Source organism: Streptomyces sp. CNX435, assembly GCF_059570575.1.
In genome coordinates this window covers 138,491-165,076 of the sequence record NZ_JCANTA010000016.1, presented here as the reverse complement: position 1 = coordinate 165,076, position 26,586 = coordinate 138,491, and the positions used below count along the sequence as shown (strand labels likewise).

At 73.6% G+C, this 26,586-nt stretch carries 29 protein-coding genes and 1 tRNA gene; 11 read left to right on the top strand and 19 right to left on the bottom strand.

Annotated features, from left to right (window positions below; genetic code table 11):
* The first annotated feature begins 62 nt into the window (after nucleotides 1-62).
* Nucleotides 63-488: a nuclear transport factor 2 family protein gene (locus tag T328_RS24710; RefSeq protein WP_496498351.1), complete on the top strand. Its 426-nt coding sequence runs from the start codon at nucleotides 63-65 to the stop codon at nucleotides 486-488.
* Nucleotides 489-501: 13 nt separating this feature from the next.
* Here T328_RS24710 and T328_RS24705 read toward each other — a convergent pair whose 3' ends face one another.
* The 5 genes from T328_RS24705 to T328_RS24685 all read right to left on the bottom strand — a co-directional run bounded on the left by T328_RS24705 (nucleotide 502) and on the right by T328_RS24685 (nucleotide 3,921).
* Nucleotides 502-963, bottom strand: a complete 462-nt coding sequence (locus T328_RS24705; protein ID WP_496498350.1) for a nitroreductase family deazaflavin-dependent oxidoreductase — start codon at nucleotides 961-963, stop codon at nucleotides 502-504.
* A gap of 138 nt (nucleotides 964-1,101) precedes the next feature.
* Nucleotides 1,102-1,251 (bottom strand): hypothetical protein, encoded by a 150-nt coding sequence (locus T328_RS24700; RefSeq protein ID WP_496498349.1) that lies wholly within the window; start codon nucleotides 1,249-1,251, stop codon nucleotides 1,102-1,104.
* Nucleotides 1,252-1,264: 13 nt separating this feature from the next.
* Complete coding sequence (locus T328_RS24695; protein ID WP_496498348.1) at nucleotides 1,265-1,876, bottom strand: TetR/AcrR family transcriptional regulator; 612 nt, start codon at nucleotides 1,874-1,876, stop codon at nucleotides 1,265-1,267.
* Between the two features lie 237 nt (nucleotides 1,877-2,113).
* The gene (locus T328_RS24690; RefSeq protein WP_496498347.1) at nucleotides 2,114-2,779 is read right to left on the bottom strand and encodes a nitroreductase; all 666 of its coding nucleotides are present in this window, start codon (nucleotides 2,777-2,779) and stop codon (nucleotides 2,114-2,116) included.
* A gap of 32 nt (nucleotides 2,780-2,811) precedes the next feature.
* Nucleotides 2,812-3,921, bottom strand: a complete 1,110-nt coding sequence (locus tag T328_RS24685; protein ID WP_496498346.1) for a peptidoglycan-binding domain-containing protein — start codon at nucleotides 3,919-3,921, stop codon at nucleotides 2,812-2,814.
* A gap of 216 nt (nucleotides 3,922-4,137) precedes the next feature.
* Here T328_RS24685 and T328_RS24680 point away from each other — a divergent pair, with 216 nt between their 5' ends.
* Nucleotides 4,138-6,255 (top strand): MDR family MFS transporter, encoded by a 2,118-nt coding sequence (locus T328_RS24680; RefSeq protein WP_496498345.1) that lies wholly within the window; start codon nucleotides 4,138-4,140, stop codon nucleotides 6,253-6,255.
* Between the two features lie 238 nt (nucleotides 6,256-6,493).
* Nucleotides 6,494-7,096, top strand: coding sequence for a DedA family protein (locus T328_RS24675; RefSeq protein ID WP_496498344.1), 603 nt, complete (start codon nucleotides 6,494-6,496; stop codon nucleotides 7,094-7,096).
* Between the two features lie 67 nt (nucleotides 7,097-7,163).
* On the opposite strand, the gene T328_RS24670 is transcribed toward T328_RS24675, so the two are convergent.
* On the bottom strand, nucleotides 7,164-8,078 hold the full coding sequence (locus T328_RS24670; RefSeq protein ID WP_496498343.1) for an SGNH/GDSL hydrolase family protein: 915 nt from the start codon (nucleotides 8,076-8,078) through the stop codon (nucleotides 7,164-7,166).
* A 290-nt stretch (nucleotides 8,079-8,368) separates the two neighbouring features.
* On the opposite strand from T328_RS24670, the gene T328_RS24665 reads away from it, so the two are divergent.
* Nucleotides 8,369-9,805: a pyridoxal phosphate-dependent decarboxylase family protein gene (locus tag T328_RS24665; protein WP_496498342.1), complete on the top strand. Its 1,437-nt coding sequence runs from the start codon at nucleotides 8,369-8,371 to the stop codon at nucleotides 9,803-9,805.
* A gap of 265 nt (nucleotides 9,806-10,070) precedes the next feature.
* Here T328_RS24665 and T328_RS24660 read toward each other — a convergent pair whose 3' ends face one another.
* The 3 genes from T328_RS24660 to T328_RS24650 are packed head-to-tail and all read right to left on the bottom strand — an operon-like array spanning nucleotide 10,071 to nucleotide 11,450.
* Nucleotides 10,071-10,826 carry an MBL fold metallo-hydrolase gene (locus tag T328_RS24660; RefSeq protein WP_496498341.1) on the bottom strand — a complete coding sequence of 252 codons (756 nt, stop codon included), beginning with the start codon at nucleotides 10,824-10,826 and terminating at the stop codon, nucleotides 10,071-10,073.
* 46 nt (nucleotides 10,827-10,872) lie between these two features.
* Nucleotides 10,873-11,079, bottom strand: a complete 207-nt coding sequence (locus T328_RS24655; RefSeq protein WP_496498340.1) for a hypothetical protein — start codon at nucleotides 11,077-11,079, stop codon at nucleotides 10,873-10,875.
* Nucleotides 11,076-11,450 carry a hypothetical protein gene (locus T328_RS24650; protein WP_496498339.1) on the bottom strand — a complete coding sequence of 125 codons (375 nt, stop codon included), beginning with the start codon at nucleotides 11,448-11,450 and terminating at the stop codon, nucleotides 11,076-11,078. The genes T328_RS24655 and T328_RS24650 overlap by 4 nt, the downstream gene beginning before the upstream one ends.
* 276 nt (nucleotides 11,451-11,726) lie before the next feature.
* On the opposite strand from T328_RS24650, the gene T328_RS24645 reads away from it, so the two are divergent.
* Entirely contained in the window at nucleotides 11,727-12,392 is a 666-nt protein-coding gene (locus T328_RS24645) for a GH25 family lysozyme (RefSeq protein ID WP_496498338.1), read from the top strand.
* Nucleotides 12,393-12,566: 174 nt separating this feature from the next.
* On the opposite strand, the gene T328_RS24640 is transcribed toward T328_RS24645, so the two are convergent.
* From T328_RS24640 to T328_RS24625, 4 genes are all read right to left on the bottom strand, one after another.
* Nucleotides 12,567-12,890, bottom strand: a complete 324-nt coding sequence (locus tag T328_RS24640) for a hypothetical protein (protein ID WP_496498337.1) — start codon at nucleotides 12,888-12,890, stop codon at nucleotides 12,567-12,569.
* 23 nt (nucleotides 12,891-12,913) lie between these two features.
* Entirely contained in the window at nucleotides 12,914-13,795 is an 882-nt protein-coding gene (locus T328_RS24635) for a radical SAM/SPASM domain-containing protein (protein ID WP_496498336.1), read from the bottom strand.
* A gap of 245 nt (nucleotides 13,796-14,040) precedes the next feature.
* Nucleotides 14,041-14,712, bottom strand: coding sequence for a hypothetical protein (locus tag T328_RS24630; RefSeq protein ID WP_496498335.1), 672 nt, complete (start codon nucleotides 14,710-14,712; stop codon nucleotides 14,041-14,043).
* Nucleotides 14,709-14,906 (bottom strand): hypothetical protein, encoded by a 198-nt coding sequence (locus T328_RS24625; protein WP_496498334.1) that lies wholly within the window; start codon nucleotides 14,904-14,906, stop codon nucleotides 14,709-14,711. The genes T328_RS24630 and T328_RS24625 overlap by 4 nt, the downstream gene beginning before the upstream one ends.
* A 169-nt stretch (nucleotides 14,907-15,075) precedes the next feature.
* Between T328_RS24625 and T328_RS24620 the strand changes: the two genes are divergently transcribed.
* The 3 genes from T328_RS24620 to T328_RS24610 all read left to right on the top strand — a co-directional run bounded on the left by T328_RS24620 (nucleotide 15,076) and on the right by T328_RS24610 (nucleotide 17,388).
* Nucleotides 15,076-15,828, top strand: coding sequence for a DUF6879 family protein (locus T328_RS24620; RefSeq protein ID WP_496498333.1), 753 nt, complete (start codon nucleotides 15,076-15,078; stop codon nucleotides 15,826-15,828).
* 19 nt (nucleotides 15,829-15,847) lie between these two features.
* Nucleotides 15,848-16,699 (top strand): helix-turn-helix domain-containing protein, encoded by an 852-nt coding sequence (locus T328_RS24615; RefSeq protein ID WP_496498332.1) that lies wholly within the window; start codon nucleotides 15,848-15,850, stop codon nucleotides 16,697-16,699.
* 131 nt (nucleotides 16,700-16,830) lie between these two features.
* Nucleotides 16,831-17,388, top strand: a complete 558-nt coding sequence (locus T328_RS24610) for a hypothetical protein (protein ID WP_496498331.1) — start codon at nucleotides 16,831-16,833, stop codon at nucleotides 17,386-17,388.
* 102 nt (nucleotides 17,389-17,490) lie between these two features.
* Here the strand turns inward: T328_RS24610 and T328_RS24605 are convergent, their stop codons facing one another.
* On the bottom strand, nucleotides 17,491-18,318 hold the full coding sequence (locus T328_RS24605; RefSeq protein ID WP_496498330.1) for a DUF1963 domain-containing protein: 828 nt from the start codon (nucleotides 18,316-18,318) through the stop codon (nucleotides 17,491-17,493).
* Between the two features lie 204 nt (nucleotides 18,319-18,522).
* A tRNA-Val gene (locus T328_RS24600) sits at nucleotides 18,523-18,594 on the bottom strand.
* Nucleotides 18,595-18,734: 140 nt separating this feature from the next.
* On the opposite strand from T328_RS24600, the gene T328_RS24595 reads away from it, so the two are divergent.
* The 3 genes from T328_RS24595 to T328_RS24585 all read left to right on the top strand — a co-directional run bounded on the left by T328_RS24595 (nucleotide 18,735) and on the right by T328_RS24585 (nucleotide 21,123).
* The gene (locus T328_RS24595) at nucleotides 18,735-20,006 is read left to right on the top strand and encodes a hypothetical protein (protein WP_496498329.1); all 1,272 of its coding nucleotides are present in this window, start codon (nucleotides 18,735-18,737) and stop codon (nucleotides 20,004-20,006) included.
* Nucleotides 20,007-20,164: 158 nt separating this feature from the next.
* Complete coding sequence (locus tag T328_RS24590) at nucleotides 20,165-20,395, top strand: FmdB family zinc ribbon protein (protein WP_496498328.1); 231 nt, start codon at nucleotides 20,165-20,167, stop codon at nucleotides 20,393-20,395.
* A gap of 101 nt (nucleotides 20,396-20,496) precedes the next feature.
* Nucleotides 20,497-21,123: a DUF4383 domain-containing protein gene (locus T328_RS24585; RefSeq protein ID WP_496498327.1), complete on the top strand. Its 627-nt coding sequence runs from the start codon at nucleotides 20,497-20,499 to the stop codon at nucleotides 21,121-21,123.
* Here the strand turns inward: T328_RS24585 and T328_RS24580 are convergent.
* The 4 genes from T328_RS24580 to T328_RS24565 are packed head-to-tail and all read right to left on the bottom strand — an operon-like array spanning nucleotide 21,101 to nucleotide 26,443.
* Nucleotides 21,101-21,778: an O-methyltransferase gene (locus tag T328_RS24580; protein WP_496498326.1), complete on the bottom strand. Its 678-nt coding sequence runs from the start codon at nucleotides 21,776-21,778 to the stop codon at nucleotides 21,101-21,103. The genes T328_RS24585 and T328_RS24580 overlap by 23 nt on opposite strands.
* Nucleotides 21,775-22,578 (bottom strand): HAD family hydrolase, encoded by an 804-nt coding sequence (locus T328_RS24575; protein ID WP_496498325.1) that lies wholly within the window; start codon nucleotides 22,576-22,578, stop codon nucleotides 21,775-21,777. Before T328_RS24575 ends, T328_RS24580 begins: the two co-directional genes overlap by 4 nt.
* The gene (locus T328_RS24570; protein WP_496498324.1) at nucleotides 22,575-25,256 is read right to left on the bottom strand and encodes a phosphoribosyltransferase; all 2,682 of its coding nucleotides are present in this window, start codon (nucleotides 25,254-25,256) and stop codon (nucleotides 22,575-22,577) included. Before T328_RS24570 ends, T328_RS24575 begins: the two co-directional genes overlap by 4 nt.
* Complete coding sequence (locus tag T328_RS24565) at nucleotides 25,256-26,443, bottom strand: HpcH/HpaI aldolase/citrate lyase family protein (RefSeq protein ID WP_496498323.1); 1,188 nt, start codon at nucleotides 26,441-26,443, stop codon at nucleotides 25,256-25,258. Before T328_RS24565 ends, T328_RS24570 begins: the two co-directional genes overlap by 1 nt.
* Nucleotides 26,444-26,586: the final 143 nt, after the last annotated feature.

The window sequence follows — 26,586 nt, the reverse complement described above, 5'->3', positions numbered from 1 at the left end:
GGCGAGGATGCTGATCCCGCCGCGTCGGCGTGACGCGGACCAGAACGGAAGGGGCGGCGGTCGTGAGCACGCGCGCTGTGGTGGAGGAACTGCTGCACAGGATCGGGGCCGGAGACCCCGAGCACATCGCCGAACTCTATGCCGAACAGGGCGATTGGAAGCTGGACTGGCCGGAGGCCGAACACGGCCGCCCCGCCACTCCGTGGATCCGGCACCGGTCCACCCGGGCCGACGCCGCCGCCCACTACCGCGAGATCGCCGAGCACCATGTGCCGGAAGAGGTGGCGACCGAGGTGGAGCGCATCCTCGTCGACGGGAACGACGCGGTCGTGCTCGGGGAGATCCGCCAGACCGCCCGGTCCACCGGACGCGCGTACCGCGCCCGGTTCGCTCTCCACCTCACCGTCGAAGACGGCCTCGTCACCCGGCACCATGTCTACGAGGACAGTCTCGCCGTGGCCCAGGCTTTCGAGCCGGCGCACCGGTGACGTCCCGGCGGGGTCAGTCCTCGTCGGAGCGGTCCAGCGGGGTGAGCAGGACGAGCGGGATCTGGCGGTCGGTCTTCCGCGCGTACTCCTCGTAGAGCGGGAAGATGCCCACCATCTGGTCCCAGAGGGGCGCGCGTTCGGCCGCGGACGCGACCCGCGCGCGTGCGGTGAACCGCCGGGTGCCGGCCTGCACCCCGACGGCGGGCTCCGCGACGAGGTTCGTGAACCACGACGGGTCCACGTCGGCGCCGCCCTTGGAGGCGACGACGACGTACGCGTCGCCCGAGGTCCCGTAGATCAGGCAGGTGCGGCGAGGCGTACCGGTCCGGCGCCCGGTGGTGGCGAGGACGAGGGTCCGTACGCCGTCGCGCTCGTGCCCTTCGGTGCCGCCCGAGGCGAGGTACGTACGGGCGTGCTCGGCGACCCAGTCCCACTGCGAGTCGGTGGCGCGGTCGAGGTCTGCGGCGGTGGCCATGGCGGCGGTCCTTCCGGTACGTGAGGCGGCCCCGTTGACCGCATCCGCCCCGGGGACGGAGCCGCCGCGCCGTCCTCGACATCCGGGCCCGGACTTTTTCCCACGAGCCGCCGGCCCGGGCCCCGCCCCGGGCGGCCCTCAGCCTGCGGGCGGGATCAGCACCACCGCCGCCGCGCCGAGGTCGAGCGTCTGCTCGCCGTTGACAATCCGCAGCCAGTGTCCCAGCAGCGGGTCCGCGACCAGCCACACCGGGACCGGCGCCTGGGCCGCGAGGCCGGTGACCGCCAAGCGCCGTCTGTGCTCACGTGGCGCCGTCCGCGAGCGCGCCGTGCAGGAGGATCTCCACAAGCTCCCGGGTGGTCAGCTCCGGCTCGTCCTTCAGGAACGAGCCGGAGCTGACCAGGAACCCGAAGAAGAGGCTCGCGATCTGCTCCGGCGGCCGGCGCAGGGCGGCCCTGTCGGGCTCCAGCAGGTCCACGACGGCCGCGAGGGTGCGGTCCGTCGACCCGTCGCGGCCTGCGCCGCTCACCGTGCCGGGTTGGTACCCGGCGGCGAGCAGGGGGCCGGCGATCGCGACCATCCGGGCCTGGTTCGACTGGAGCACCTCGACCGCCTCCGCGAGCCGGTCGGCCAGCGGCAGGGAGGTGTCGATCGCACCGAATCCGCGATTCACGTGCTCGGGCGAGAGCGTCTCGGCCAGGCAGCCTTGCAGCAGTTCGTCCTTGTCGGCGAAGACCTGGAAGATCGTGTCCTCGCCGATGCCCGCGGCGCGGGCGATCTTCGCGGTGGTCACCGCGGCGCCGTCCTCGGCGATCAGCGGGATCGCGGCCTGGATGATCACCGCGCGCCGCTCCTCCGGCGACATGCCGGGGGCGCGGTGGGGGTCGGTCTGGTTCTCCCTGGGTGCCGTCATGACCCCGAGCGTACGGAGTGAGGACTCACTCCGTACCCCGGTTCCCGTACGCGGCTATGCCCCGGCCCCCTCCCGTACGCGCGCGGCACGCGCACGGTCGGCGAGGATGAACGGGACCGCGCACGCCGCCAGCACGGCTCCGATCAGGCAGACCGCGGTGAAGCTCGCTTCCCGGGTCAGCGCGCGAACGCATCCACCTGCGCACCATCGGCCGGCGGTAAGCCGGACCGCTCCCCGTCACGGGCCGACGAAGGTCACCGTCTCCGCCAGGTCCGCCCGGCCCGTATGCAGCGGTGGCACGCCCGCCCTCTCGTATCCGACCGACACACCGCAGAACAGAACGCGCCCGTCACCGGCCCCGACCGCCTCGGCGACGGTCTTGCGGTACGTCGTCCACATCACCTGCGGGCAGCTGTGCAGCCCTTCCGCGCGTAGCAGCAGCATGACCGTCTGCAGGTACATCCCCGCGTCCCCCCACTGTCCCGGTCCCATCACGCGGTCGAGGTAGCAGAAGAGGACGACCGGTGCCCCGAACGCCTCCGCGTTCAGCGTGGATATCTTCCTGGGCCGCTCGGGGTCGTCGCGCTCGATTCCCAGCGCCGCGTAGCGCTGGGCCGCCGCGGCGGTGAAGCGGTCGAGATACGGCGGGGCCATGTCGGCCGGGTACATCGGGTACTCCCGCTCGTCGCCCGGGTCTCCGGCGCGTGCCCTGGCCGTCGCGCGCTTCTTCAGCTCGGCCAGGGGGGCGCCGGTAACGACGTACAGATGCCACGGCTGGAGGTTCCCGCTCGACGGGGCGCGCGTGGCCGCGGACAGCACTCGTTCGAGAGTCCGCACGGGTACGGGCTTGTCACTGAATGCCCGTACGGCCCGGCGGCTCTCCACGGCCTCGTACACGTCCATGTCTTCCTCGACCTCTCGCCCGCCGGCCGGCCTCAGGGTTCCTTCGTCATCGACTCCAGCTTGCGGCGCGTCGCCGGCCCGTAGACCGCCCGTTCGTCGCTCGTGATGTCGTTGTCCCACTGGAAGCGGGCGACCTCTTCGCCGAGGAAGAAGTCGTACTCCCCATCGGTGTCTTTCAGGCCGTTGTAGTCGGCCTGGATGAGCCGCTTCTGCAGCTCGACGACCTCGCGGCCGGTGTCGCCGTCGCGCAGGGTGGGCGGCCGGGCGGGCTCGTCCCGCCCGCCGGGGGTGGTGCCGGAGGTGGGGTCGTCCTCTTCGGTGGGGTCGGCGGCGGGTGGGGCGGCGGTGACCTGACCGGCTTCGCTGCGCCGGGTGGACTCCGCCCCCGGGTCGCCGGCCCCGGTGCGGGGGCGGTCGGAAGAGTTCGCGCTCGGCTCCGCGTCGTCCTCGCCGGAGGCGGAGGCGGACGGGGCGTCGCTGCGTGTGTCCTCGGGGCCCGGCTCCTTGTCACCGCCGGTGGGTACGGCGGAGATGATGTCCGGCTTCGGTACGGCGCGGTCGCCGCCCCCGTCGTCCGAGAACAGCCCGGAGCCGAGGAGCCCGACGCTCAGCGCGGCCACGACGCCGCCGACCGTGAGCACGAGGGTCACCCGGCGGCGCCGGCGCGCGGCGCGGCGCCCGCGGGGGTGGTGCGGGCGGTTCGGGCGGTTCGGGTCACGGAGGTCTTCCGCGTCGTACGGGCCGCCCGGGGCGGCGCGGTCGTCGGCGAAGAGGCCCAGGTCGGCGTCCGCGGGCCCCTCGGGTGCCGCGCCGACGGGCAGCGTGCCCATGGGCCGCGTGTCCGTGGCCAGCGTGTCCGTGCCGCCGGGGGGCACCGGCGGGCCCTGGCCCTCGGTCCGCGGCGGCGGTGCGCTCCCGTACGGCACCGGCAGCCCGTACCCCGCCTCGTCACGCGGCTCCCCCGGCCCCGCCCCCGCCCCCGGCGCCTTCATGACGTACGGCCGCACCAGCCGCCTCTCCCGCCCCGGCGCCCCACCCCCACCCGCACCCGCCGCCGCACCGCCTTCCGCGTCGCAGGCACAGCCCTGCCCGCCCTGCTCCTGGAGCGGCTCACCGCACGTGCGGCATGCGCGAGGTATCACCGTGCTCCCCCTCCTGTGGGATGCAGGCGATTATGCAGACCCCGCGGAACCCTGCACACCGCACCCCGGCCACATTCCGGCCCGAGCGGACCGCCCCGGCGGGCTGTATCGGCGTATCCGGGCGACTATGAGGCAAACGAGCACCGCCAGCATCACCAGAATCATCAGCACCACGAGCATCACCGGCGGCCCACAGCCATCCGAGGGGAGCCGCGCATGTCCCAGGGCGCCAGCGCCCCGCCCGCGGCCGAGGTGCCCGGCGAGGGCCTCCCCCGCCGCACCGTGCTGCTGTCCATGGCGGCGCTGCTCTCCGGCATGCTCCTCGCCGCCCTCGACCAGACCATCGTCGCCACCGCCCTGCCCACCATCGTCAGCGACCTCGGCGGCATGGAGCACCTGTCCTGGGTGGTCACGGCGTACCTCCTCGCCGCCACCGCCGGCACCCCGCTGTGGGGCAAGCTGGGCGACCAGTACGGCCGGAAGAAGCTCTTCCAGACCGCGATCGTCATCTTCCTCGCCGGCTCCGCGCTCTGCGGCCTCGCGCAGGACATGGGCCAGCTCATCGGCTTCCGCGCCCTGCAGGGCGTGGGCGGCGGCGGGCTCATGTCGCTGGCCATGGCGATCGTCGGCGACATCGTCCCGCCGCGTGAACGCGGCCGCTACCAGGGCCTGTTCGGCGCGGTCTTCGGCGCCACCAGCGTCCTCGGCCCGCTCCTCGGCGGCATCTTCACCGAGCACCTCAGCTGGCGCTGGGTGTTCTACATCAACCTCCCCATCGGCCTCGCCGCGCTCGTCGTCATCGCCGTCGTGCTGCACCTCCCGCGCCGCGCCACCAGACACCGCATCGACTACCTCGGCACCGCCCTCATCGCCTCCGTCGCCATCTGCCTCGTCGGCGTCACCTCCCTCGGCGGCACGACCTGGGCGTGGGACTCCTGGCAGGTCACCGCCACCGGGCTGCTCGCGGTCGCGCTGCTCGCCGCGTTCGTGCGGGTGGAGCGGCGCGCGACGGAGCCCGTCATCCCGCTGAAGCTCTTCGGCATCCGCACGTTCACGCTCTGCTCGGTGATCGGGTTCGTCGTCGGCTTCGCGATGTTCGGCGCGATGACGTACCTGCCGACCTTCCTCCAGGTCGTACGCGGCGTGTCCCCGACCACCTCCGGCCTGCACATGCTGCCGATGGTCGCCGGCATGCTCATCGCCTCCACCGGCTCCGGCCAGCTCATCAGCCGCACCGGCCGCTGGAAGGTCTTCCCGGTACTGGGCACCGCCGTCACCACCGTCGGCCTGCTCCTCCTGCACCAGCTGCACGCGGACACGGGCAACTGGGAGCTGAGCGCCTACTTCTTCGTCTTCGGCTTCGGCCTCGGCCTGGTCATGCAGGTGCTCGTGCTCGCCGTGCAGAACGCCGTCTCGTACCGCGACCTGGGCGTCGCCACCTCCGGCGCCACCTTCTTCCGCTCCATCGGCGCCTCGTTCGGCGTCGCCCTCTTCGGCACGGTCTTCACCGGCCGGCTGCGCCACAAGCTGGAGTCCGCGCTGAGCGGCGTGTCGCTGCCGCCGGGCCTGAGCCTCGACACGCTGGAGTCCGACCCGCGCTCGATCGCCCGCCTGCCGGCCTCGCTGCGGCCGGAGGTGGTGGACGCGTACGCGACGTCGATCACGGACGTCTTCCGCTACGCCGCGCCCGTCGCGCTGCTCGCGTTCGTCGTCGCGCTGTTCCTGCGCGAGGACCCGCTGCGCGGGACCGTCACCGTGCCGGACGGCAGCGAGACGGTGGCCACCCACCCGGTGGAGCGCTCGCCCCGCGACGAGGTGTGCCGCGCGCTGAGCGCGCTCAGCACCCGGGAGGGGCGGCGGGAGTTGTACGCGGACATCACCCGGCGGGCCGGCCTCGACCTGCGGCCGGCGTCGAGCTGGCTGCTGCTGCGCATCGACCGCTACGGGTCGGTGGAGCCGGTGGAGCCGGTGGATCTGGCGGAGCGCACGGGGCTGCCGCTGCGGGTGGTCTCGGCGGCGGCGCGGGAGCTGGAGGAGCGGCGGCTCGCGCGGCGGGAGGGGATACCGCTGGTCTGTACGGAGGAGGGGGCGCGGCTCGCGGCGCGGCTGGGGGCGGCGCGGCGGGCGGCGCTGGCGGAGCTGCTGGGCGACTGGTGGACGGCGGACCGGCCGACGGACCTGACGGAGCTGGTGGAGCAGCTGTCGGCGGAGCTGTGCGGGTCGGACGCCGAGGCGCCGGACGGCGGGGCGGTGGAGAAGGGCCCGCCCGGCTACGGACCCGGGCCGGCGTCCGGTCCCGGGCCGCCGTCCGGTCCCGGGCCGGGGCGCGCGTAACCGTTCCCGTGTGACGGCAGGTGAGCGGTTGCTCAGGAGTGATGCAGGTTACATCTGGTCCCCTGTGCGATTTCCCCGATGCGCCGGGCGTACGCTGTGATCCGCCCGGCGCTCTCGTCCGTGGCAGAAGACCACCGGACGACCACCGGACGCCGGATGACCACCGGATGCCTGCCGGGAGACGACGGGGAACAGGGGAACAGTGGAGTTTGTGGGGTCGCTGAGCGGTACCCCGTGGATGTACGCGATCGTTGCCACCTCGGTCCTCCTCGACGTCTTCCTGCCGCTGCTGCCCAGCGGCGCGCTGGTGATAATGGCCGCCACCGCCGCGGCCGGCACCACCACCGCGGCAGACGCCGTACGCAACGGCGCCGCGCTGCCCGCCGCCGACCACCTCGCCGAGCTGCTGGCCCTGATGCTCTGCGCCGCGACCGCCTCCGTACTCGGCGACATGCTCGCGTTCCGGCTGGCCAGCAGAGGCCGCGACAAGTTCGCCAACTCCCGCTACCTGGCCCGCGCGCAGGAGCGCCTCGGCCACCACCTCAGCGGCCGGCGCGGCGGCGGGATCGTCGTCCTGGCCCGGTTCGCGCCCGCGGGGCGCAGCCTGGTGAGCCTGGGCGCGGGCGCGATGCACCGGCGGGTACGGGAGTTCCTGCCGTGGTCCGCGCTCGCCGGGCTGCTGTGGGCCGCGTACGGCGTGACGCTGGGGTACTTCGGCAGCCGCTGGCTGGGCGCGGGGTGGCTGGCGACGGGCGTCTCGGTGCTGGCGCTCTTCGCCGCCGGGCTCGGCGCCGCGTTCCTGGTCCGCAGGCCGCGCCCGCAACCGACGTCCTCCGACTGACCGCCTCCCGGCCCGCATCCGTGTCGTGGGCCCGGGGTCAGGGGTAAGGCGTCAGGAGGTCACGAGGTCAGCCGCGCAGGTACTCCTCCACCTCGTCCGCGACCGCCCGGCTGTAGCGCTCCAGCCCCGGCGACTTGGCCGGGCACGGCCGCCCACCCTCCGGGGTGGGCGCGAGGCAGAAGTGCAACGGGTCGTCGTCGAGGTGCAGTCGGGCGGTGTCCCCGGGGCCGGTGCAGAGTCCGGCGGTGCGCCGCTCGTGGTCGTTGCACGGCAGGTACTGCGTCCACCGCCCGTCGCCGTCGCGCAACTCGCGCCCGCCGTCGGCCAGCAGGTCCCCGGAGGCCGCGGCCTGCCGCTCGTACAGCTCGTTGACCCGGTCGATCCGCTCCGGGTGCAGCGCGTCGGGCGGCTGCTGCACCCACACGATCCGGGGCCGCGGCACGTCCGCCTCCCGCGCGGCGTCGGCGATCTGCCGGGTGAGGGCACGGAGGTCCGCGGCGTAGCGCTCGTAGTACGCGGACGTCCCCCACTCGACGCCCTCCATGCAGGGCGTGTAGCCCCAGGTGTTGCCCCAGAACTGCAGCACGACCACGCCCGGTTCGCGCTCCCTGACCAGGGCCGCGGCCTTGTTCTCGGCCTTCACGAGCGAGCGCCCGGGGCGGCCCTGGAGGTAGTCGCAGACGGTCACGCCGGCGACCGGCTCGCTCGTGTACGCGTCGACGCGGGCGGAGCGCTCCAGCCGGCCGCCGAGGACGTCCTGCGCCTCCATGGCGAGGGAGTCGCCGAGGTAGAGCACCTCCTGCGGCTCCGGCGGGGCGGAGTCGGACGAGGCGGGCCCGGAGCGGCCCGGGGCCTGGTTCCGTACGGCGTCGTCCACGGAGCCGCCGCCGCCGTCGTCGGACCGCGACACCGCGCCCCAGCCGACGGCCACGGCCACCAGCAGCACGGCGAGCACGGGCGCCGCCCAGCGCTTCGTGTCCATCGGGTCCTCCGGTCCTCCGGTGGTAACTGGCCAGTAGGGTAGGGAGTCGACCGCCCCCGGGTCGAGTCCCCGCGGCACCTTCCTCCAGCCCGTTGCCCGGGCTACACCGAACCGTTTCCGGGGCTCCAGATGTCGCCGTAGCGCCCGGCCACCTCGTCGTACGCCGCCTCCTTCCCCGCCGCTCCGGCCCTCGGCCGGGCCGGGCAGTCCAGTGGGGTGCGAGTGGCCCCGGACCCAGGTGGCGGCGGGGTCGTAGCGTACGCGTCCCGTCGTACGTTACGGAGGCCCCCGTGCACCCTGTCCTCGCCGCCGACCTCGACCGCTTCGACCAGCTCCTCGACGCCGCCCGCGCCCGCGCCGCCGCCGCCCTCCGCGGGCTCGCCGAGCGCCCGGTCGCCGCCCCCGTGCCGCGCGCCCGCGGCCCGTACGAACCGCTGCCCGAGCGCGGTGCCGGCGGTGCCGCCGCGCTCGCGCGCTTCGGCGAGCGCTGGGAGCCGGGCCTCTCGGGCAGCGCGGGACCGCGCTACCTCGGGTTCGTGACCGGCGGCGCGACGCCCGCGGCGGTGGCGGGCGACTGGCTGGTCGGCGCGTACGACCAGAACGTGGTCTCCGCCGCCGACTCCGCGGCCACCGGCCTGGAGCGGGAGACGGTCGGCTGGCTGCGCGAGCTGTTCGGGCTGGGGCCGGAGCACGCGGGCGCGTTCGTGTCCGGGGCCACCATGTCGAACGTCGTGGGCCTCGCCGTGGCCCGGGAGTGGCTGGGCGAACAGCTCGGCGTCTCCGTCGCGGACGCCGGGGCCGGGGTGCTGGGCGAGGTCACGGTGCTGTCGGGCGCGGCGCACTCCAGCGTCGCCAAGGCGCTGTCGCTCCTCGGGCTCGGCCGCGGCGCGCTGCGCGAAGTGCCGCTGCTCCCCGGGCGGGAGGCCGTGGACGTCGACGGGCTGGCCGCCGCGCTGGCGGCGCTGGGCGGCCGGCCGGCGATCGTCGTGGCGAACAGCGGGACGGTCAACTCCGTCGACTTCGACGACCTGCGCGCCATCGCCGCGCTGCGCGAGCGGTTCCCGTTCTGGCTGCACGTGGACGCCGCGTTCGGCGCCTTCGCGGCGCTGTCGCCCTCGTACGCGCACCTGGTGGCCGGGCTGGACGCGGCCGACTCGGTCTGCGTGGACCTGCACAAGTGGCTCAACGTCCCGTACGACGCGGCGGTGCAGTTCACCCGGCGGCGCGACCTTCAGGTACGGGTCTTCCGCAACGCCGCCGCCTACCTGACGCCGCCGGGCGGCGCCGACCCCGACTTCGTCCACCTGACGCCGGAGAACTCGCGCCGGCTGCGCGCCCTGCCCGCGTGGCTGACGCTGGCGGCGTACGGGCGGGAGGGGCACCGGGAGGTGGTGGAGCGCAACGCCGCGCTGGCGCGGCGGTTCGGGGAGCGGGTGGAGAGCGCGGCGGCGGAGGGGCTGCGGCTGCTGGCGCCGGTGCGGCTGAACGTCGTGTGCTTCACGCTGGCGGAGCCGCCGACGGAGTCGCTGACGGAGTCGCCGACGGAGGAGCGGGTGGCGGCGGTGGCGGAGGCAGCCGCCGCGGGCGGGGAGGTGGTCGTCACGCCGACGGTGTACGGGGGGACGCACGGGCTGCGGGCGGCGTTCAGCAACTGGCGGACGGGGCCGGGGGATGTGGACCGGGCGGTGGACGCGCTGGTGGCGGCGGCGCGGGGGGCGGGGGCGTAGGGGCCGGCGGCGGGGCCCGGTGGTGGGGGCGTCCGCCCGGCAGGCCGTCTCGCCGGCGCCGTCCGCCCGGCTCGTCCCCCGGCCGGGGGCCCGGCCCGCGAGTCCGCCCGGCAGGTCCGCCCGGCAGGTCCGTCCGGCAGGTCCGTCCGGCAGGTCCGTCCGGCAGGTCCGTCCCGCGGGCCCGGCAGGTCCGTCCCGCGGGCCCGGCGGGTCCGTCCCGCGGGTCCACCCGGCGGGCCCGACCCGCGAGTCCGTCCCGATCGCCTCAGCCCGCCGCCAGGTCCACCGTCGTCCCCGGCCGCGCCACCCCCACCGCCCCGCCGTACCCGCGGCGGGCGGCGGCGAGCGCCGCGGCCGGGTCGGCGTCGGGCCACACGTGGGTGAGCAGCAGCCGCCCCGCCCCCGCGCGGGCCGCGTGCTCGCCGGCCTGGCGGGCGCTGGACAGGTACGGCGCGTCCTCGGCGGGCACCTCCTCCGGGTACGTGGCCTCGGCCAGGAACAGGTCGGCGGCCCCGGCGAGTTCGGCGAGGGCGGAGCTGGGGCCGGTGTCGCCGGTGTACGCGAGGACGCGGCCGGCCGCGGTCAGCCGCAGGCCGGCGTTGGGGACGTGGTGCGGCAGCTCCCGGGTGCCGATGCGGAACGGGCCGGAGGCGAACTCCGGCTCCGTCGCCGGGTCGAACGCGCGCAGCTCGTACGCGCCCTTGAGCATCCCCGGGCGGTCCAGCGCCAGCACCGCGTCCAGCGCACCCGCCGGGGCGTACAGCGGGAGCGGCGGCGCCGGTGCGTCGGCGAGCGCGCGGGCGCGCAGCAGCGGGTTGAGGTCGGCGCAGTGGTCGGGGTGCCCGTGGGTGACGACGACGGCGTCGACGTCACCGGGGCGCAGGTGCCGGAGCAGCTGCGGCAGCACCGCGTACCCGGGGTCGAGCAGCAGCCGGTGGCCGGCGTGCTCGACGAGGTAGCCGCTGCAGGCGGCGTCCGCGGTGGGCCAGGCGCCGCGCCCGCCGAGCACGGTGAGCTTCATGTGGTTTCCTCCCATACGCCACCGTACCGCCCGGGCGGCGGCTGCCTCACCAGGCGATGTGCACGAGGAACCAGCCGGCGAAGCCGACCCACGCCGCGACGAAGACCGCCTTGCCCAGGGGCGTACGCACCCGGAACCAGTCCCGGGTGCGCTCCGAGAGGGTGTCGCCCTTCCGCGGGGTCCGCAGGGCGACGATCTCCACCACGGCACCGAGGGCGAGCAGCCCGCCCCAGATCCAGTCGGCCCCGCTCACGCCGGCCGCCCCTCGGCGGCGTCGGGCCCCGCAGCCGCGGCCGACGCGGACTCCGACGCGGGCGCGGACTCCGACGCCGACTCCGACTCCGACGCGGTCGCGGTCGCCGCGTCGGACCGTGCCGGGTACTCCGGCGGCCGGGCCCAGCCCAGCAGCACGCCCGCGACGAGCCGCAGCGGCTTCCACTCCTGCTTCGTCGCCCACTCCTCCAGCGCCCGGAACACCGCGTAGTAGACGGCGGTGACGAGCGCGGCGACCCCGGCGGTCACGGTCGTGGAGTCGGCGTCCACGCCGAAGGCGCCGGCCGCGGTCACGACCCAGCCGACGAACAGCGGAACCAGGGTACGTAACACAGAGATGTAGAGATTCATGGTCAGATCCCCCGATCTGCGGCCACCCGGGTAAAGCGGCCTTCTCGCCCGTGAGATGCCCGCCCAGCGGCCCCCTGAACCACATCCCGAACCCCCTGGTCCGGGATCGAACTCCCCCGGCGTGTACGGGCCTTGGGGGCGCACTCCGGGACTGCAGGATTCCACCGCGGTGCTTGCGCGGCGCCTGTAACGGGGATGAGGGGAGAGACACAAGGGAGAGCACGAGGGATTCGGCCACCATCCCGTCCCGAGACCCCCACTCGAAAGGGACGAATGATGACCATCAAGGGCATCGACGTCAGTTCACACCAGTCCAGCAACTACTCCACGCGAGGCATGAACTTCGTCTTCGTCAAGGCGTCGGAAGGCCGCAGCTACGTCAACCCCAAGCAGGGCGCCCAGGCCACGCACGGCCGCGAAGCGGGCCTGGTGCTGGGGTTCTACCACTTCCTGTGGCCGGGCAACATCAAGGCGCAGGCCGCGTACTTCGTCGAGAAGGCGAAGGAGAAGCCGGGCGACATGCTCGCCTGCGACTGGGAGCACACGAGCGAGGGCACCGCCGCGAGCAACAAGGAGAAGGACGCCTTCATCCGCGAGGTGAAGCGGCTCAGGCCGCGCCACAAGGTGCTGCTCTACTGCAACCGCGACTTCTGGCTCAACCGCGACACCACCAGCTACGCCGGCGACGGCCTGTGGATCGCCCAGTACAACGGCAACCCGGGCCACCCGGACATCCAGGCGTCGTGGCGCTTCCACCAGTACACGTCGTCGCCGATCGACACGAACATCGGCAAGTTCAGCTCACGGTCGGCGCTGCGGTCGTGGGCACGGGAGCGCTTCGACGCGAAGCTCACGACGGAGGAGGCGGAGGAGGCGGAGCAGACGGAGGCCGAACAGCCAGCCGGGCCCGAGGGCGGGGCGGAAGACCCGATATCCACCTGACCGCGGTACGCGGGGCAGGGGCGGCGGCGCCAGAGCGCGGGTGTACGTGCCGGGCTCAACCCCGGCCCCGGCCCCGGCCCGCTCAGGTACCTGGCCTGGAACGTCACCCACCGCGCGCACGGAACGGCCCCGGGAGCGGATGCACACGCCCCCGGGGCCGTCCTCCGTCTGCGGTCAGGGCCGCTCGCGCAGCTCCCCCAGCCGACGGCGGTACAGCGGGCCCGCCACGTGCGCTGCCCGCGCTTCGCTGGGGGCGGACGTCTCGATGACGTGGTGCGCCCGCGCCTTCAACTCGGCGGCCCACGCGAGCACGTGCTGCTGCGCGCTCCGGCCGCACTCGTCGGGCTCCCCGGGCAGGCACAACGGCAGGTCGGGGCCCAGCTTGTTCACCGAGTGGCGGACGTAGCCGGCGATGAGGGCCCACTCCCCGTCCGTCCGGACCGGCGCGTCGGCGTCCGGTTCCGTCGGCCCGTCGAAGTCATCCCCGTGGTCAGTCATCGCGTGCTCCTGCCACTGCGTCGTCATCCCGGCGAGCCGATGCTATCCGTGACCTTCGGGTCGCAGTGCCCGACGGACGGAACACACGGACCGCACGGGCCGCACATGGGAAGGAACTGCGGCGGCGTACACGACGCTGCGCCGGCCCCGTGGACGCCCCTGATCTCGCGGCGGATCGCAGCCGTCCGCGGGCCGTTCCAGATGTCGCCCAGCGAGGTGCGCCTCACGTTGCCCGCGACGAGGAAGCGGCCCAGGACGCACGGCCACACGTCGCCGTCGGGGCCTATCGCGGCCTTCTCGTGTGCGCAGTGTCCGCACAGGTCGGAGACCGTCGGCGCCGCGCCGTTGCTGCCCCTGCCGAACGCGCGTGTACGGTCGCCGCCGACCGTGCCGACACCGAGGCCCGTAAGGTCGGCTGCCGCCTGATGTACGCGCTGTTCCTGGCGCACGGCGACGATGCCACCGCGGACGGGGATGTTCAGGCGCAGCGCCTTCTCGATGTTCGCCCGGGTGCGCCGGTGCGACCCGGGCAGCTTGGTCACCCGGTCGTGTTCGGCCGCCTGGTCGGAGTAGTACGAGGTCGCGAGCTTGACGCCGCAGTCGCCGATCGTGCCCCACAACTCGTCGCGGACGGCGACGAGGTTCGAGAACACCTCGACGGCCAATCCCTGCGCATGCGCGTAGGTGATGAGCCGGCCGAGGTACGGGTAGAGCGTGGGTTCGCCGCCGATGAACTGGACGTCGCGCGCGCCCAGCTCCGCGAGCTGCAGGATGGTGCGCTCCCAGTCCGGCACGGTCATGGAGCCGTGTGTGCCCTGCGGGCTGCTGTCCGCGTAGCAGTGGCCGCACATCTCGTTGCAGCGGCCGGTGACCTCTAACCAGGCGAACCTGAGGGGGGTGCTCATGGCGGTCTCCTTAGATGTGGCCGGTCTCGGCGGGGTTGATCGTCACAGGGGTCTGGAGGTGCATGGTCGGTCCTCCTCTCACGCACACCCCGGGCTGCCCGGGGCGGTGGTGCGCCGCCCTGCCTGCCGGGGATGAACCGCGCAGCAGGCAGGGCGCCCCGTGCCCGGCCCTGCGGCCATGTCCCCGGCCCGGGCACAGGCCCGCCCCGGACCGGGCCATCCGTTGCTGCGGCCCGGGGCGGAAGTTAGGGTTTGAGGCGGCCGGCGACCATCTCGGGCTCGACGACCGTGCAGCCGCGCAGCACGCGCGTCATCTGGGCCGCCAACACCCACGCCACCGCCGGGTCGTCGTACGCCACCGTGGCCTGGCCGTCCGGCACGGCGAGCGCGACGTTGGGTCGGTAGCGCAGGCCGTACACCCCGTCGATGTCCGCATGCCGCACCCGGACCGCCGCTGCACCGGTCTCTCGCAGGTGGGGACACCATCGCGGGGACTTCGCGGCACAGTTGGTGCACACAGGGGGATGGACGGTCACCTCGTTCTCGGGCCAGCCGGCCACGTCCGCGCGGTTCTCCAGCAGCCACAGCGTCCCGCGTTCGTCCTCGTCGGCCGGGTCACCGCAGACCTGGCACAACAGCCGCTGCATCGCGCGGCGCTGCCGTTGGGGGTGGATGTAGCCGAAGCGGGGTCGGCCGGCGCCGCGGTGCAGCGGCCGGCGCGCCCACAGCACGCCCATGGTGTCGCGATCCAGGACATGCTCGTGCCGGTACGCGATACCTCCTGGACCAGGGATCACCACCGGATCGACGAAACGGTCCTCACCGGTCCACGCGGTCACATACGGCACCGGCGGCCGGAGCGTCAGCGGCAGAGCTTCTGGCGACGGCGGCAGCGAGGCGTCGCCCCTCGCCGTCACCCGTTCCCCCTGATCGCTGCGGCGACCTTCACCGCCACGTCGGCGCGCACAGTGCCAAGCTGGACGAGCCGGAGGGAGGGGGCGGCCGTGTCCACGCCGAGGGACGGCAGGACGATGTCCGCCTGCGTGAGCGCCTCGCGGAGCTGCTCCACGGCCGCGGACGGGTCCGCGGCCGGGACCTTGGTCTTCGCCATGTCCCGCACCGTAGGAAGCAGGGGCTCCAGCAGGCCATCGAAGTTGCGCGAAGTTGCTTGACCCATCCCGCTGGTTGCGAGAAGTTGTGACGAAAGTCCTCGCGGACCGACATCAGGTGCCGCTGACTCCGGGAAGGCTGCTGCCAACCTCCGCAGAAGGGAAAGGGATATGGCGCGTCGACTGCGATTCAACGGCACGGGCAGCGGTGTCAACGGGTGCCCGTCGTTGCATGAGGATCTGGACAGCGGCGAGGTGATCGTCCACGGGCCGCCCCTCGCCGATCCTGAGGACGTCGCCCAGCTCCGGCACTTCAACGAAGGGGAGATCCCCATCGTCGTGCCGCGCGAACTCCTCGTGGACTTCGGACCCAAGGAGGTCAACCGCGTGCCGCACCTCATCGGACTCGACGAGTTCGACCGGCTGTTCACCCAGTTCGAGCACACGGCATGGCGTCTGGAGACGAGGCGGCGATACGCCTCGGACGAAGCCACCGAGACCTACGCCCAGTTCGTTCGAGGTGAAGCGTTGAACTGGGAGGGGGTGGACGCCGAGTGGTGCGCGGAGCGCCGCCAGCAGACTGCACTGGGCAAGAGGTTCGAGCGTGTCCGCATCGTCGACACACCGGCCACTCAGGGACAGCTGTACCTGCTGGACAACGCGCGCCGTAACACCGCGGTCGGGGAGGCGATCTGCAACCTGACCCGCGCCGAGGCGGACCGGCTGCGCCTGCCCGCAGAGGACTTCTGGCTGTTCGACTCCCGCCTGGTCGCTCTCCTCAACTTCGACGAGTACGACAACCTCCTCAACGTCGAACTCATCACCGAGCCGGCTGCAGTTCTGCGATACGCCCAGGCGCGCGATGCGGCGATGCACTTCGCCGTCCCGCACGAGGAGTTCGCCGCGCAGCTATCGGCGGAGTAGGGCCAGGAGCAACAAGCCGGTGAGCACGGACTACCAGAAGGCCCGCGAAGCGCTCGGGGCGAGGCTTCGGGAGCTGAGGCTGTCGACCCCTGGGGGCCGGCTCACCGGCACGCAGCTTGCTGACCGGCACGGATGGAACAAGTCCAAGGTGAGCAGGCTGGAGAACGGCCGGCAGACGCCCACCGCCGACGATCTGCGCCGATGGGCGGAGGCAACCGGTCAGCCCGAGGCGTACGACGAACTCCTGGCCCGGTTGCGGGGCTTCGAGTCCCACATCCGATCGTGGAGGCGTCTTCTTGCCGCGGGGCACAAGGCCGTACAGGGCACACACCTCAACGCCCACACAGCCGCCACGGTGTTCCGAGGCTGGGAATCCTCCATGATCTTCGGGATCCTCCAGACGCCGGACTACGCCCGGTCCATCTTCACCAGGTACGCGGAACTCCAGCGCTCCCCGCGCGACGCCGAAGAAGCCGTTCGCTCCCGCATGAAGCGGCAAGAGGCCCTCTACGACTCCTCGAAGACCTTTCACCTCCTGCTGTGGGAGCCCGCCCTCCACGCTCTGGTGTGCCCGCCCGCGGTCCTGGCCGCCCAGCTCGACCGCCTGGCCGGCACGGTGGGCCTCGATACCGTCGAGCTGGGCATCATCCCGCTTTCCGCGTCCCTGAAGATCCCTACCGCGACGGCCTTCTGGCTGTACGACGACCGGGAGGTGATCGTGGAGAACTGGCACGCGGAGCTGTGGATCGACGATTCCGCCAGCGTCGATACATACCTGCGGACATGGAAGACGCTCCGCGAGTCCGCGGTGTACGGCGCGGAGGCGCACCGGGCCATCGCCCGCGCCCGCCACGCCCTCAACGCCCCGTGACCGGGACCGCGTACCGCAGCACCCGGCGCCTCATCCGAGGGACACACAGGGATTCGTCAGACCCCACCCTCATGCGCGGTCTACGGTACGGGCACACAGCGCTACCACAGCGTCACCCGAGGAGGAGTCCTGTGTCATCGCCCTGCGACCCCAAGCACGCTCCCGCCGGAGATGTGGGCGCCGCACTCATGATGATCGACTCTCGGCTGAAGAGCATCTACGACGGCACCACTGCGACGGACGCCGAGCAACAGGCGCTGACCGACCAGTTCATCGCCTCCCTGGACGCCAAGGGCGCCGATGACGTGCTGGACGGCACCTGCACGCTGATCTACATGTTCATGAGGTGGCTGCGGTTGGCCCACGAGGACCACGACAAGGACGTCATCGAGTACGTGGTGCCCACCTTCGTGGCCACGATGCGCCAGATGCCCCGGAGCGTCCGCCCCGAGACCATCCCCACCATGGCCGGCCTGGTCATCGCCGCGGGCACCGGCCTGAGCCCCAGCCTGTGGCGCAAACAGTACGGACCCTGGACCGGGGACGAGATGAACCCCCTGGAGGCCACCGCCTTCCTGCTCGCGGAGCACATCAACCGCATCACCGACGACCGTGACTTCGCCACCCGCATGATCAGCGAAGCTCTCGCCGACGCGCACATGGACGAGGCCGAACCCGGCGAAGACTGACATCTGGAAGCCGACGAACAGTGTCAGCCGGACGGTGAACTCCTCATCGCGCAGGCCGCGGGCTGACGGGCGGGCGTGGCTTGCAGATCGACGCCGAACGGTTCACCAGATGTCCGGGGTCGGTATCGCCTGAGTGAAGTCGCCGACGCGCAGTGCGTGGGTGGGAATCGACCAGTGCATCCAGCCGTCGTCGCCGTCGATGTGCCACTCGTGCTTGTCGGAGAGCTGGAGCAGGTGATGGTGGCCCTCCAAGTCCTCACCGTCGGGCAGCACGGGTCCGCCTCCCGTGGGGTAAAACGGCCGGCCGAAGGCCATGTCCTCACTGAGCAGGCTGCCCGGGACCCAAAACTCGGTCAACATCTCGTACTTGAACGTCTCCACGTCGTCGTAGTCGGGCCCGAATTCGGGGTCGATGGCATCCCATGCGCTGTCGAATTGGTCGGGAAAAGCGAAGCCGGGCTCGGCCGCCCAGGCAACGGGCGCGAAGACGCTGGCTGAGGTGGGTGGCTCGGTCTCAACGGCGAAGCCGGAACGGGCCGCGACGACCTGCCCCAACTCCGGGGCGCAATGGCCGGCGCGACGCGTCACGTCCCAGGCGGCAGGGTCGGCCTGATCCGATTCGATGTCGAGGTGGAAGAAGTTGAGCAGGCCGGTACCGGGCGGGAGGAGGTCGTCAAGCCAAGGGGGCAGCGCGTCGGTGTCGAGGATGGCGAGCAGACTCAGCGGGAGGCCCTCACACCTCGGCCAGGGCACACCGGGCTCCAGCATGGCGTTGCCGCCGAAGCGGCTGTGACCGGCGGCCTCGCCCGGCGCGGCGGGCACGAGTGTGAAACCCGGCCGGACCAGGCCCGCAACTCGCTCGGCGAGGTCCGCGCGCAGGCGCTCCGCGCAAAAGTCGCGCAGCTCAGCCAGGGATGTCTGGGGATCCATACCTGGCAGTCAAGCATCCGCCTCCGACAGGGACCGCTCCGGCAGGTCAAGCACGGGCGCCCGGGCGGCACAGAACAGCACCCACCGTCTTGGGTGATCGCCCCACTGCCCGCCGGGCCTGCCAGCTCCCGTTTCGCTCCCGCTTGATGTGGAAAGAGCCCCGCACCTGTGTCGGTTGCGGGGCTCCATGGCTGGTCAGCCGGGTGGGCGCGGACGGGGTCGAACCGCCGACATCTGCCTTGTAAGGGCAGCGCTCTACCGCTGAGCTACGCGCCCGGACGCGGGGACAGCGTACCGTGCCCCGCGGATGGCGATCGACATGCGGGGGCCGCGGGGATCGTCGTGGGCCGTGTGTTCGTTCAGCCCTGATGGGAGAATGAACCTCCAGGGGAGCGCAGGGCACGGAAAGGGGTCTCGTGGCATTCGGCGGAGGCGCAGGCGGCACCCGGCGGTGGGGCTGGGGAGACCGGGGTGACGGGGCGCGGGCCGAGGCGCAGGCGGCCAAGGACGCCGCCGCGAGCGCGTTCTACGAGCTGGACACCGCGCAGCGCGACCTGCGCATCTCCGTGGAGACGATCGCCGCCGTCGACGACTCGCCCGCCGCCCGCAAGGCGACGTCCGACTTCGCCGCCCTGGGGCAGCGGATCGACGAGGTCAGCCACAAGTACATCACCGCCGTCGACTCCTACGACCTCGACCGCGACGACCTCGACCACGGCACCGCCGCCCGGGCCCGCCACGAGCTGCAGCAGGCCACCAACGGCCTCGAAAAGGTCCGCTCCGACCTCAACCACTTCGCCCACGGCCTCGGCCCCCTCCTCGACCAGGCCGAGAACCAGCTCGCCCGCCTCGCGCCCGCCGTGGAGCGGGCCCGGCAGGCGCTGCTGGCGGCGACGACAGCGCTGGACGAGGTGCGGGGCAAGGGCTTCCAGGCCGACGACCTCGCCGCCCGGCTCGCCCGGCTCGGACCGGAGCTGACCAAGCTCAACGAGGGCGCCGGGCGGCACGGCGTGCAGGAGACCATCCGCCGCGCCGTCGACGTCCAGCGCGGCGCCGAGGCGCTGCGCAGCGAGGCGGAGCAGCTGCCGCGGCGGGCCGAGGAGATCGACCGGCGCCTCGTCAGCCTGCGCACCCGCGCGCAGGCCCTCGCCACCCGCGCCGAGGGTGTCAAGCCCGTGCTCAGCGAGCTGCGCCGGCGCTTCGCGCTGGCCTGCTGGCGCGATCTGCAGGAGGTGCCGAACCGCGCCGCGCAGGCCGTCGTCGAGGCGGAGGAGAAGATCGCCGACGCCGGCCTGGCCCGCCGCGAGCAGCGCTGGCCCGACGCGACGGCGCTGCTGACGAGCGTACGGGCGCTGCTGAACCAGACCGACGAGGCCGTGGACGCCGCCCGCGACCGGCTCCGCCGCCTCGACGAGGTGGAGAAGGACCGCACCTCGGAGGTGGACCGCACCCGCTTCGCCATCCGCGACGCGCAGCGGCTCGCGATGGCCGGCCGCGACCGCCCCGACCCCCGGCACGCGGGGCCGCTGGACGCCGCCGTCGAGCGCGTGGACCAGGCGGTCGCGGGGCTCACGGGGCGGCACCCGGACTACTGGAGCTTCCTGGAGGAGCTGGAGGCGGTCCGCGAGAAGGTCGCCGAGGTGGTTCAGGCGATACGGGCCGACCGCGGGAGCGGCACCGGGCGGTGAGCGGAGCGGCACGGGCGGTGCCGCTCCCGCACGCCCGGCCCGACATCACACCCGGCCCGACATCACACCCGAGCCGCCGTCACGCCCAGCCCGCCGTCACGCCCGAGCCGCCGTCACGCCCAGCCGCCGTCCCCGGCGGCGGCGATATGCTGTGCGCCATGCCGCGATACGAGTACCGCTGCCGGTCCTGCGGGACGACCTTCGAGGTCAGCCGGCCCATGGCCGAGTCCTCCGCCCCTGCGGACTGCCCGCGGGGCCACGACGACACCGTCAAGCTGCTCTCCACCGTGGCCGTCGGCGGCTCCGCCGCCGGTGCGCCCGCGCCGCAGGCCGGCGGGGGCGGGGGCGGCGGTGGGGGCGGGTGCTGCGGCGGCGGGTGCTGTGCGTAGCCGCGGGGCGCTGTAGCGTACGGGACCCGGCCGGACGACTTGCCCCGGTATGCCGGCTGGGGGGACCCTGGATTACGGCACCGCCGTAAGGAGGTCGCGCCATGACAGAACCGCACGTCATGGAGTCCCTACCGCATCCCCTGGCCGAACCGCCCAAGGGCGAGGTGGTCGGCAGCCGCGAAGCCCTCAGGGAGCGCGTGCATGTCGGGCGGCCCGCCCACCAGCACACCAGGATCGACGAGCATCTGCCCGTCGACCACCACCTCAGCAACGTCTACCGCGCGGGCGCCGGCCTCGTCGGTCTCTTCCTGCTGGTGTTCGGCGCCCTCGGCCTCTTCAACCGCGTCTGGTTCTTCGACACCGGAGGCGACAAGACCCTCGGCCTGAACACCAACGGCGCGCTGAGCACCCTGTCCATCGCCGTCGGGCTGCTGCTGTTCTACGGCATGGTCCGCGGAGGCAACTTCGCCTCCACGCTCAACATGGTTCTCGGCGGCCTCTTCGTCCTCAGCGGCTTCGTCAACCTGGCCCTGCTGGAGACGAGTGGGAACTTCCTCGCCTTCAAGATGGAGAACGTGCTGTTCAGCTTCATCGTGGGCCTGGTCCTGGCCACGTTCGGCATGTACGGGCGCATCAGCAGCCGGCTGCCGCACGACAACCCGTACTGGCGCACCCGCAACGTGCCGGCGGCGGACGACCGGGAGGCTACCGGCGCCGCGCCACGGTGAGCCCGTCCGCGACCGTCAGCAGCACCGAGTCCATCCGGGCGTCCCCGACCACGTGGTCGTTGAACGCCCGGATCGCCGCGGCCCCGCCCACCGCGCCCGGGTCGACGACCCGGCCGCCGTACAGGACGTTGTCGACGACGATCAGCCCGCCCGGCCGCATGCGCGGCACCAGTTCCTCCCAGTACGCGATGTAGCCCTCCTTGTCTGCGTCCAGGTACGCCAGGTCGATGTGCGGCTCCGCGGGCATGGCCCGCAGCGACTCCCGGGCCGGGCCGAGGCGCAGCTCCACCCGGTCCGCGACGCCGCCCTTCTCCCACGCCTCGCGTGCGTACGCCGTCCACTCCTCGGAGACGTCCAGCGCCACCAGCGTTCCGTCCGGCGGCAGCGCCCGGGCCATCGACAGCGACGAGAAGCCGGTGAAGGTGCCCACCTCCACGACGTGCCGGGCGCCGACCAGCCGCACCAGGAAGGCCAGCAGCGGGCCCTGCTCCTGCGCGGACTGCATGTTCGCCGAGTCGGGGAAGCGTGCGTGCGTCAGCTCGACCAGGTCGCGCTGCACGGCGTCCAGCGGCGGGTTGTGGTCCAGCACGTACTGGTACAGCTCCGGTGTCTGCTCGGGGCGCTTGTCCCGGCCCGCGGGAGAGGAGGTGGTCATGAAAGGCATCCTGCCATCTGGCGAAGTATCTGCTCACCGGCGGCCACGCCCTCCTCGGCGAGCGCGGTGACGTGCGGCGCCGTCCAGCCCCGCGCGGCCAGTTCGCCGTGGCCGGGCCGCCAGCCGCGGTCGGCGGCGAGGAGGAGGTCGGTGTCGAGGAGGGAGTCACCGGCGGCGAGGACGGGGTTCGTCCCGCCGACCCGCCGTACGACCTCCGCCACCGCCGCGCTCTTCGTCAGCGGGCGCGGCACGGCGTAGACCTTGCGCCCCTGCGCCGACACGGACCACCCCCGCCCTGCCGCCCACTCCCCCAGCTCCTTCAGCCACTCCTCCGGCACCGCCGCCCGGTCCACCACCAGGTACGCGAACAGGTCCTCGGCCGTACGGAGCTTCCGCAGCCACGCCGGGTCCGCCGCGCGCTCCAGGTGCGCGCGGACCTCCGCCAGCGGCGCGCTGCCGGTCGCCAGCTCCCGCCCCACCCGGGCCCGCCAGCCGGCGTCGGCCTCGCCGTCGACCAGCAGGTGGCCGCCGTTGGCGCAGATCGCGTACCGCGGCGGCGGGCCGGGCAGGCGGACGCGGGCGTACTGCTCGCGGGTGCGGGTCGTCACCGGTACGAAGCGCGCCCGGCCGGCCAGGCCGGCGAGCAGCCCGGCGGCGGTCTCGGTCATGAAGGACAGCGGCTTGCCCTCGTACACCTCCACGCACAGCAGCCGGGGCGCCGCGGCGTCCGGCATGCCGAGGGCGAGGGCGGCCGGGGAGTAGATGAGGGTGCGGTCGAGGTCGCTGGCGATGATCGTCATCGGGCGGGCTTTCCGGGGGTGTCGGGAGCGTCGGCGGTGTCGGGGGTGGTCATATCGGCGGTGGCGGTGGAGAGGTCCGGTGCCGTCGTCGCCGACGTGCCGTCCGCGCCCGTCGCGCCGCGCGTGTACCGCGGGTGGATCAACCCCACGCACGTGTACGGCAGGTCGTCCGTCTCCTCCACCGGCACCCCCCGCTGGCCGGCGAGCAGCCGTACGTGGTCCAGGTCCGCGCCCGCGCCGCGGCGGGCCAGCACGCGCCACGGCACCCGGCGCAGCAGCACGCGCGTCGTCTCGCCGACGCCGGGCTTGACGAGGTTCACGTCCCCGATCCCGTACGCCGCGCTGATCCGCTCCACCGCGGCCCACCCCGCCCACGTCGGCTCGCGCTCCGCCGCGGCCGGCATCGGGCGGACGCCGGCGGGGTCGGGGAAGCGGGCGGTGACGGCGTCGAGGAAGTGGCCGGAGAGGTCGTCGCCGGCCAGCTCGCGGTAGAACTTCGCGCCGTGGTAGTCGGCGGGGCCGACGAGGTCGGCGCGGAGCACGGTACGGGATATGAGGCCCGAGACCGTGGAGTTGAGGCAGGCGGAGGGGACGAGGAAGTCCTCGCGGGTGCCGTACGTGTCCACGCAGCGGCCCGGGTCGGCGAGGACGGCGAGCCGGGGGTCGAAGCCGGGGAAGTCGCGCAGCGCGGCGGCCAGTTCGCGGGCGATGGCGCCCTTGCCGGTCCAGCCGTCGACGAAGACGACGCCGGCGGGGTCGTGGTGCGCGGCGAGCCAGCGCAGTGCGGTGGTGTCGATGCCGCGGCCGCGGACGATGGAGACGGCGTAGTGGCGGACGTCGAGGCCGTGGGCGCGCCGGGCCCAGCGGCGCATCAGGATGCCGACGGGGGTGCCGGCGCGGGCGAGCGAGACGAGGACGGGGGTGGGCGACCGCTCGGCGAGCACGGTCTCGGTGACCGTGGCGACGGCGTGGGCGATGCGCTCGGCGGTGGCGTCGAGTGCGCTGTGGAAGAGGCGTACGTAGTCGGGGCTCGGCTGGTATTCGACGGGCAGCGACTCGGCGTAGTGGGCGCCGCCGCGCTGGATGGCCTCCTCGCGCTCCTCGGTGGGGGCTTCGAGGGCGACCGTCGAGAGGTCCTGGAGGAGCCAGCCGACGTCGTCGGGGGCGTAGGAGGAGAAGTCCGGCCCGCGGAGCGGCTCGGCGAGGGTCGCCGGGGCGGGTACGTACGAGGGGATCACGGCGAGGAGCACCTGGGGGGTGTGCGGGGCGAGTGCGTCGAGCAGCCCGCCGGGGGCGTGCAGGGCGGGGGTGTCGGCGACGGAGTCGGTGACGGCGACGACGGCGTCGTAGGCGGCGGCGGTCACGTTGTACGCGTAGCGGGTGCCGTCGGAGGTGTCGTGTGCCGGGAAGGTGAGGCGGCTGCGGATGGCGTAGCCGGGGTGGTCGACGGGGAGCACGGGCGAGCGGGTGGTGGAGGAGAAGCGGATGTCGGCGCCGGGGAGGAGGTCTTCGAGGGCGGTGGCGAGGCGGAGGGGTGCGTACATCAGCTCTTCGGTACCGAGAACGAGTACGCGGGGCCGCTGCGCGGTGCCGACGGAGAGGTCGAGGGAGTCGGCGACACGGGCGGCCATGCCGGGCAGGGCGGCGTCGAGCCGCTCCCGGTGCCCGGCGGTGAACCCGTGCCGCCCCCCGTCGGGCAGCCCGGCAGGCCACCGAAGCGCAACGCGGCGCAGGGTGGAGGGTGTTGTTCCCCGACCCCGCCCCTTCCCGGAACTCAGGGGCTCCGCCCCCGAGACCTCTGAGGCACCGGCGCGGCCGGCACCACCGGAGGCGGAGGCCGAACCAGCCGCCCGCGCCGAGGCGCCGGCCTCCGGCGTACCCCGCGAGGCATCCCCGGCAGATCCCGCCCCACCGGCCCCGTCCTGCTCGCCCGGCGAAGCCACCCCCGCCGCGCCCGCCGCAGGCGGTTCGTACTCCGCCACCAGCTCCGCGCCCCGCCTCAGCACGTCCGCCGGCAGCCGCACCCGCCCCGACGTCAGCGACACCACATCCACCCGCGTGCCCAGCTCCGCCGCCGCCTTCTCCAGCGCCCTGCGGTCGTCCCCCGACCGCATGTCCGTCAGCGCCGCGACCACGTACCGCGCCCGCGGACGGGCCCCGTGCAGCGCCGCGATCGTGTTGCGCAGCGTGCGGCCCGTCGACAGCTCGTCGTCCACCAGCACCAGCGGACCGTCCCCCGTCAGCAGCTCCGGGTCCGAGGGCAGCAGCAGGTGCTCCGTCGCGTGGCTGTGCTCCTCCTCGAAGCCCGCCGCCCGCCGCACCCCCGCCACCGGCCGGCGCGTGGAGTGCAGGTACGCCGCCGCCCCGAGGCCGTCCGCGACGCAGTGGCCCAGGCCCGTCGCCGTCTCGGCGTAGCCGAGGACCACCGCCCGCGCCGCGGCCCGGTGGCCCAGCAGATCGCGGGCCAGCCCGCCCAGCCGCAGCCCCGCGCCGTGGATGCGGGACGGGCGCTGCGGGATGTGCTTGCCCAGCACCGTGGAGACCAGCAGGTGCGCGCGGCGCGGGTTGCGGCGCAGCGCCAGGCCCACCAGCTCCCGCAGCTCCGCCGGCCCCGACAGCTCCACCCCGAGCCGGCTCTCCACCCACTCCCCGGACCAGGGCGTCTCGCCGGCGCCCATCAGCCTTCTCCCCGGCCCGCTGCCGCCGCCAGCAACTCCACGAACGTCATGTCCTCCCGCGCCACCCCGAACACCCGCGCCCGCTGCAGCGTCCGCTCCGCCCACGCCCGGTGCGGCTTCGCCTCGTTCATCTTGTTCGTGTACGCCGACCGCATCACGCCGCCCCCCGCACCGTCCTTGCGCAGGATGTCCGTCGCGTCCACGTACTCCTCGTGGCTCACCACCGACAGCGCGTGCACCGGCGCCACATGGCTCGGGTGGATGCACGTCTTGCCCTGCAGCCCGTTGGCGCGGTCGAGCGAGATCTCCCGCAGCAGGCCGTCCATGTCGTGCTCGATGAGCGCCGCCCGCAGCTCCTCCGCCCGCCCCGCGGCGAACGGGCTGCTGCGCAGCTGAGGCTTGAACAATCGTTCCTGCTGACGGAAGTACTCCCACACCGGCCCCGTGACCGTGAAGCCGCTGCCGTCCGCCCGCCCGAAGACGTTGACCACGTCCCCGATCGCCGCCGCCACCAGCTGCACGTCGTACGCCGTCATGTCCGGCGAGCGCCGCAGCCCGTACGCCGCGCAGAGGTCGGTGACCCCGAGACGTACCGCCAGCACCCGCTCGCGGTACTGGTCCAGCACCCGCGCGATCCCCCGCAGCGCCGTCTGCCGTGACTCCAGGTGCAGCACCTCCGGCGACTCCACCACCGGCATCGCGTACAGCCGCCGGCCGGCCGGCCCGGCCAGCTGCTCCGCCTTGATGACCGCCTCCAGGAAGGCCGTCCCGTGCATCGCCGTGAACTTCGGCAGCACGAACCCGGACAGCAGCCGGGCCGCCGGGCCGAGGCGGGCGACGAGGTCGGGTATCTGCCCGGCCTCGCGGGTGCGCACGAACAGCATCGGCAGGACACCGCCGGTGTCCTGCCGATGCAGCTCGCGGAGCTGCCGGACGATGTTGACCTCCGCCTCCGGCACCTCGTCGTCCGCTATGGAGTCCTCCAGGCACAGCACCATCGAGACCACCCCGCGCGCCGCCTGCGCGCGGATGTCGCGGGCCAGGTGCGGGCGGGTGGCGGGGCTGTAGAGGGTCGCGCCGAGGGCCGTGGCCAGTTCGGCGGGCGGGGCGCCGGCGGTGAACTCGGACGGCTCGCGGTGGAACAGCGCGGCACGCACGTCCGGCGAGACGTGCCCGAAGTGGCGCATACGGTGCTCCGTGGGGTTGTCACGGCCGGGGCGGGGCCGGCGTGGGCAGGTGTGTGGCAGGTGTGTGGCAGGTGTGGGTAAAGGAGGGTCGGGAATCGTCGATGATTCGGTAAAAGGGACGTCCGGGGGCCCTTCACCGTTCC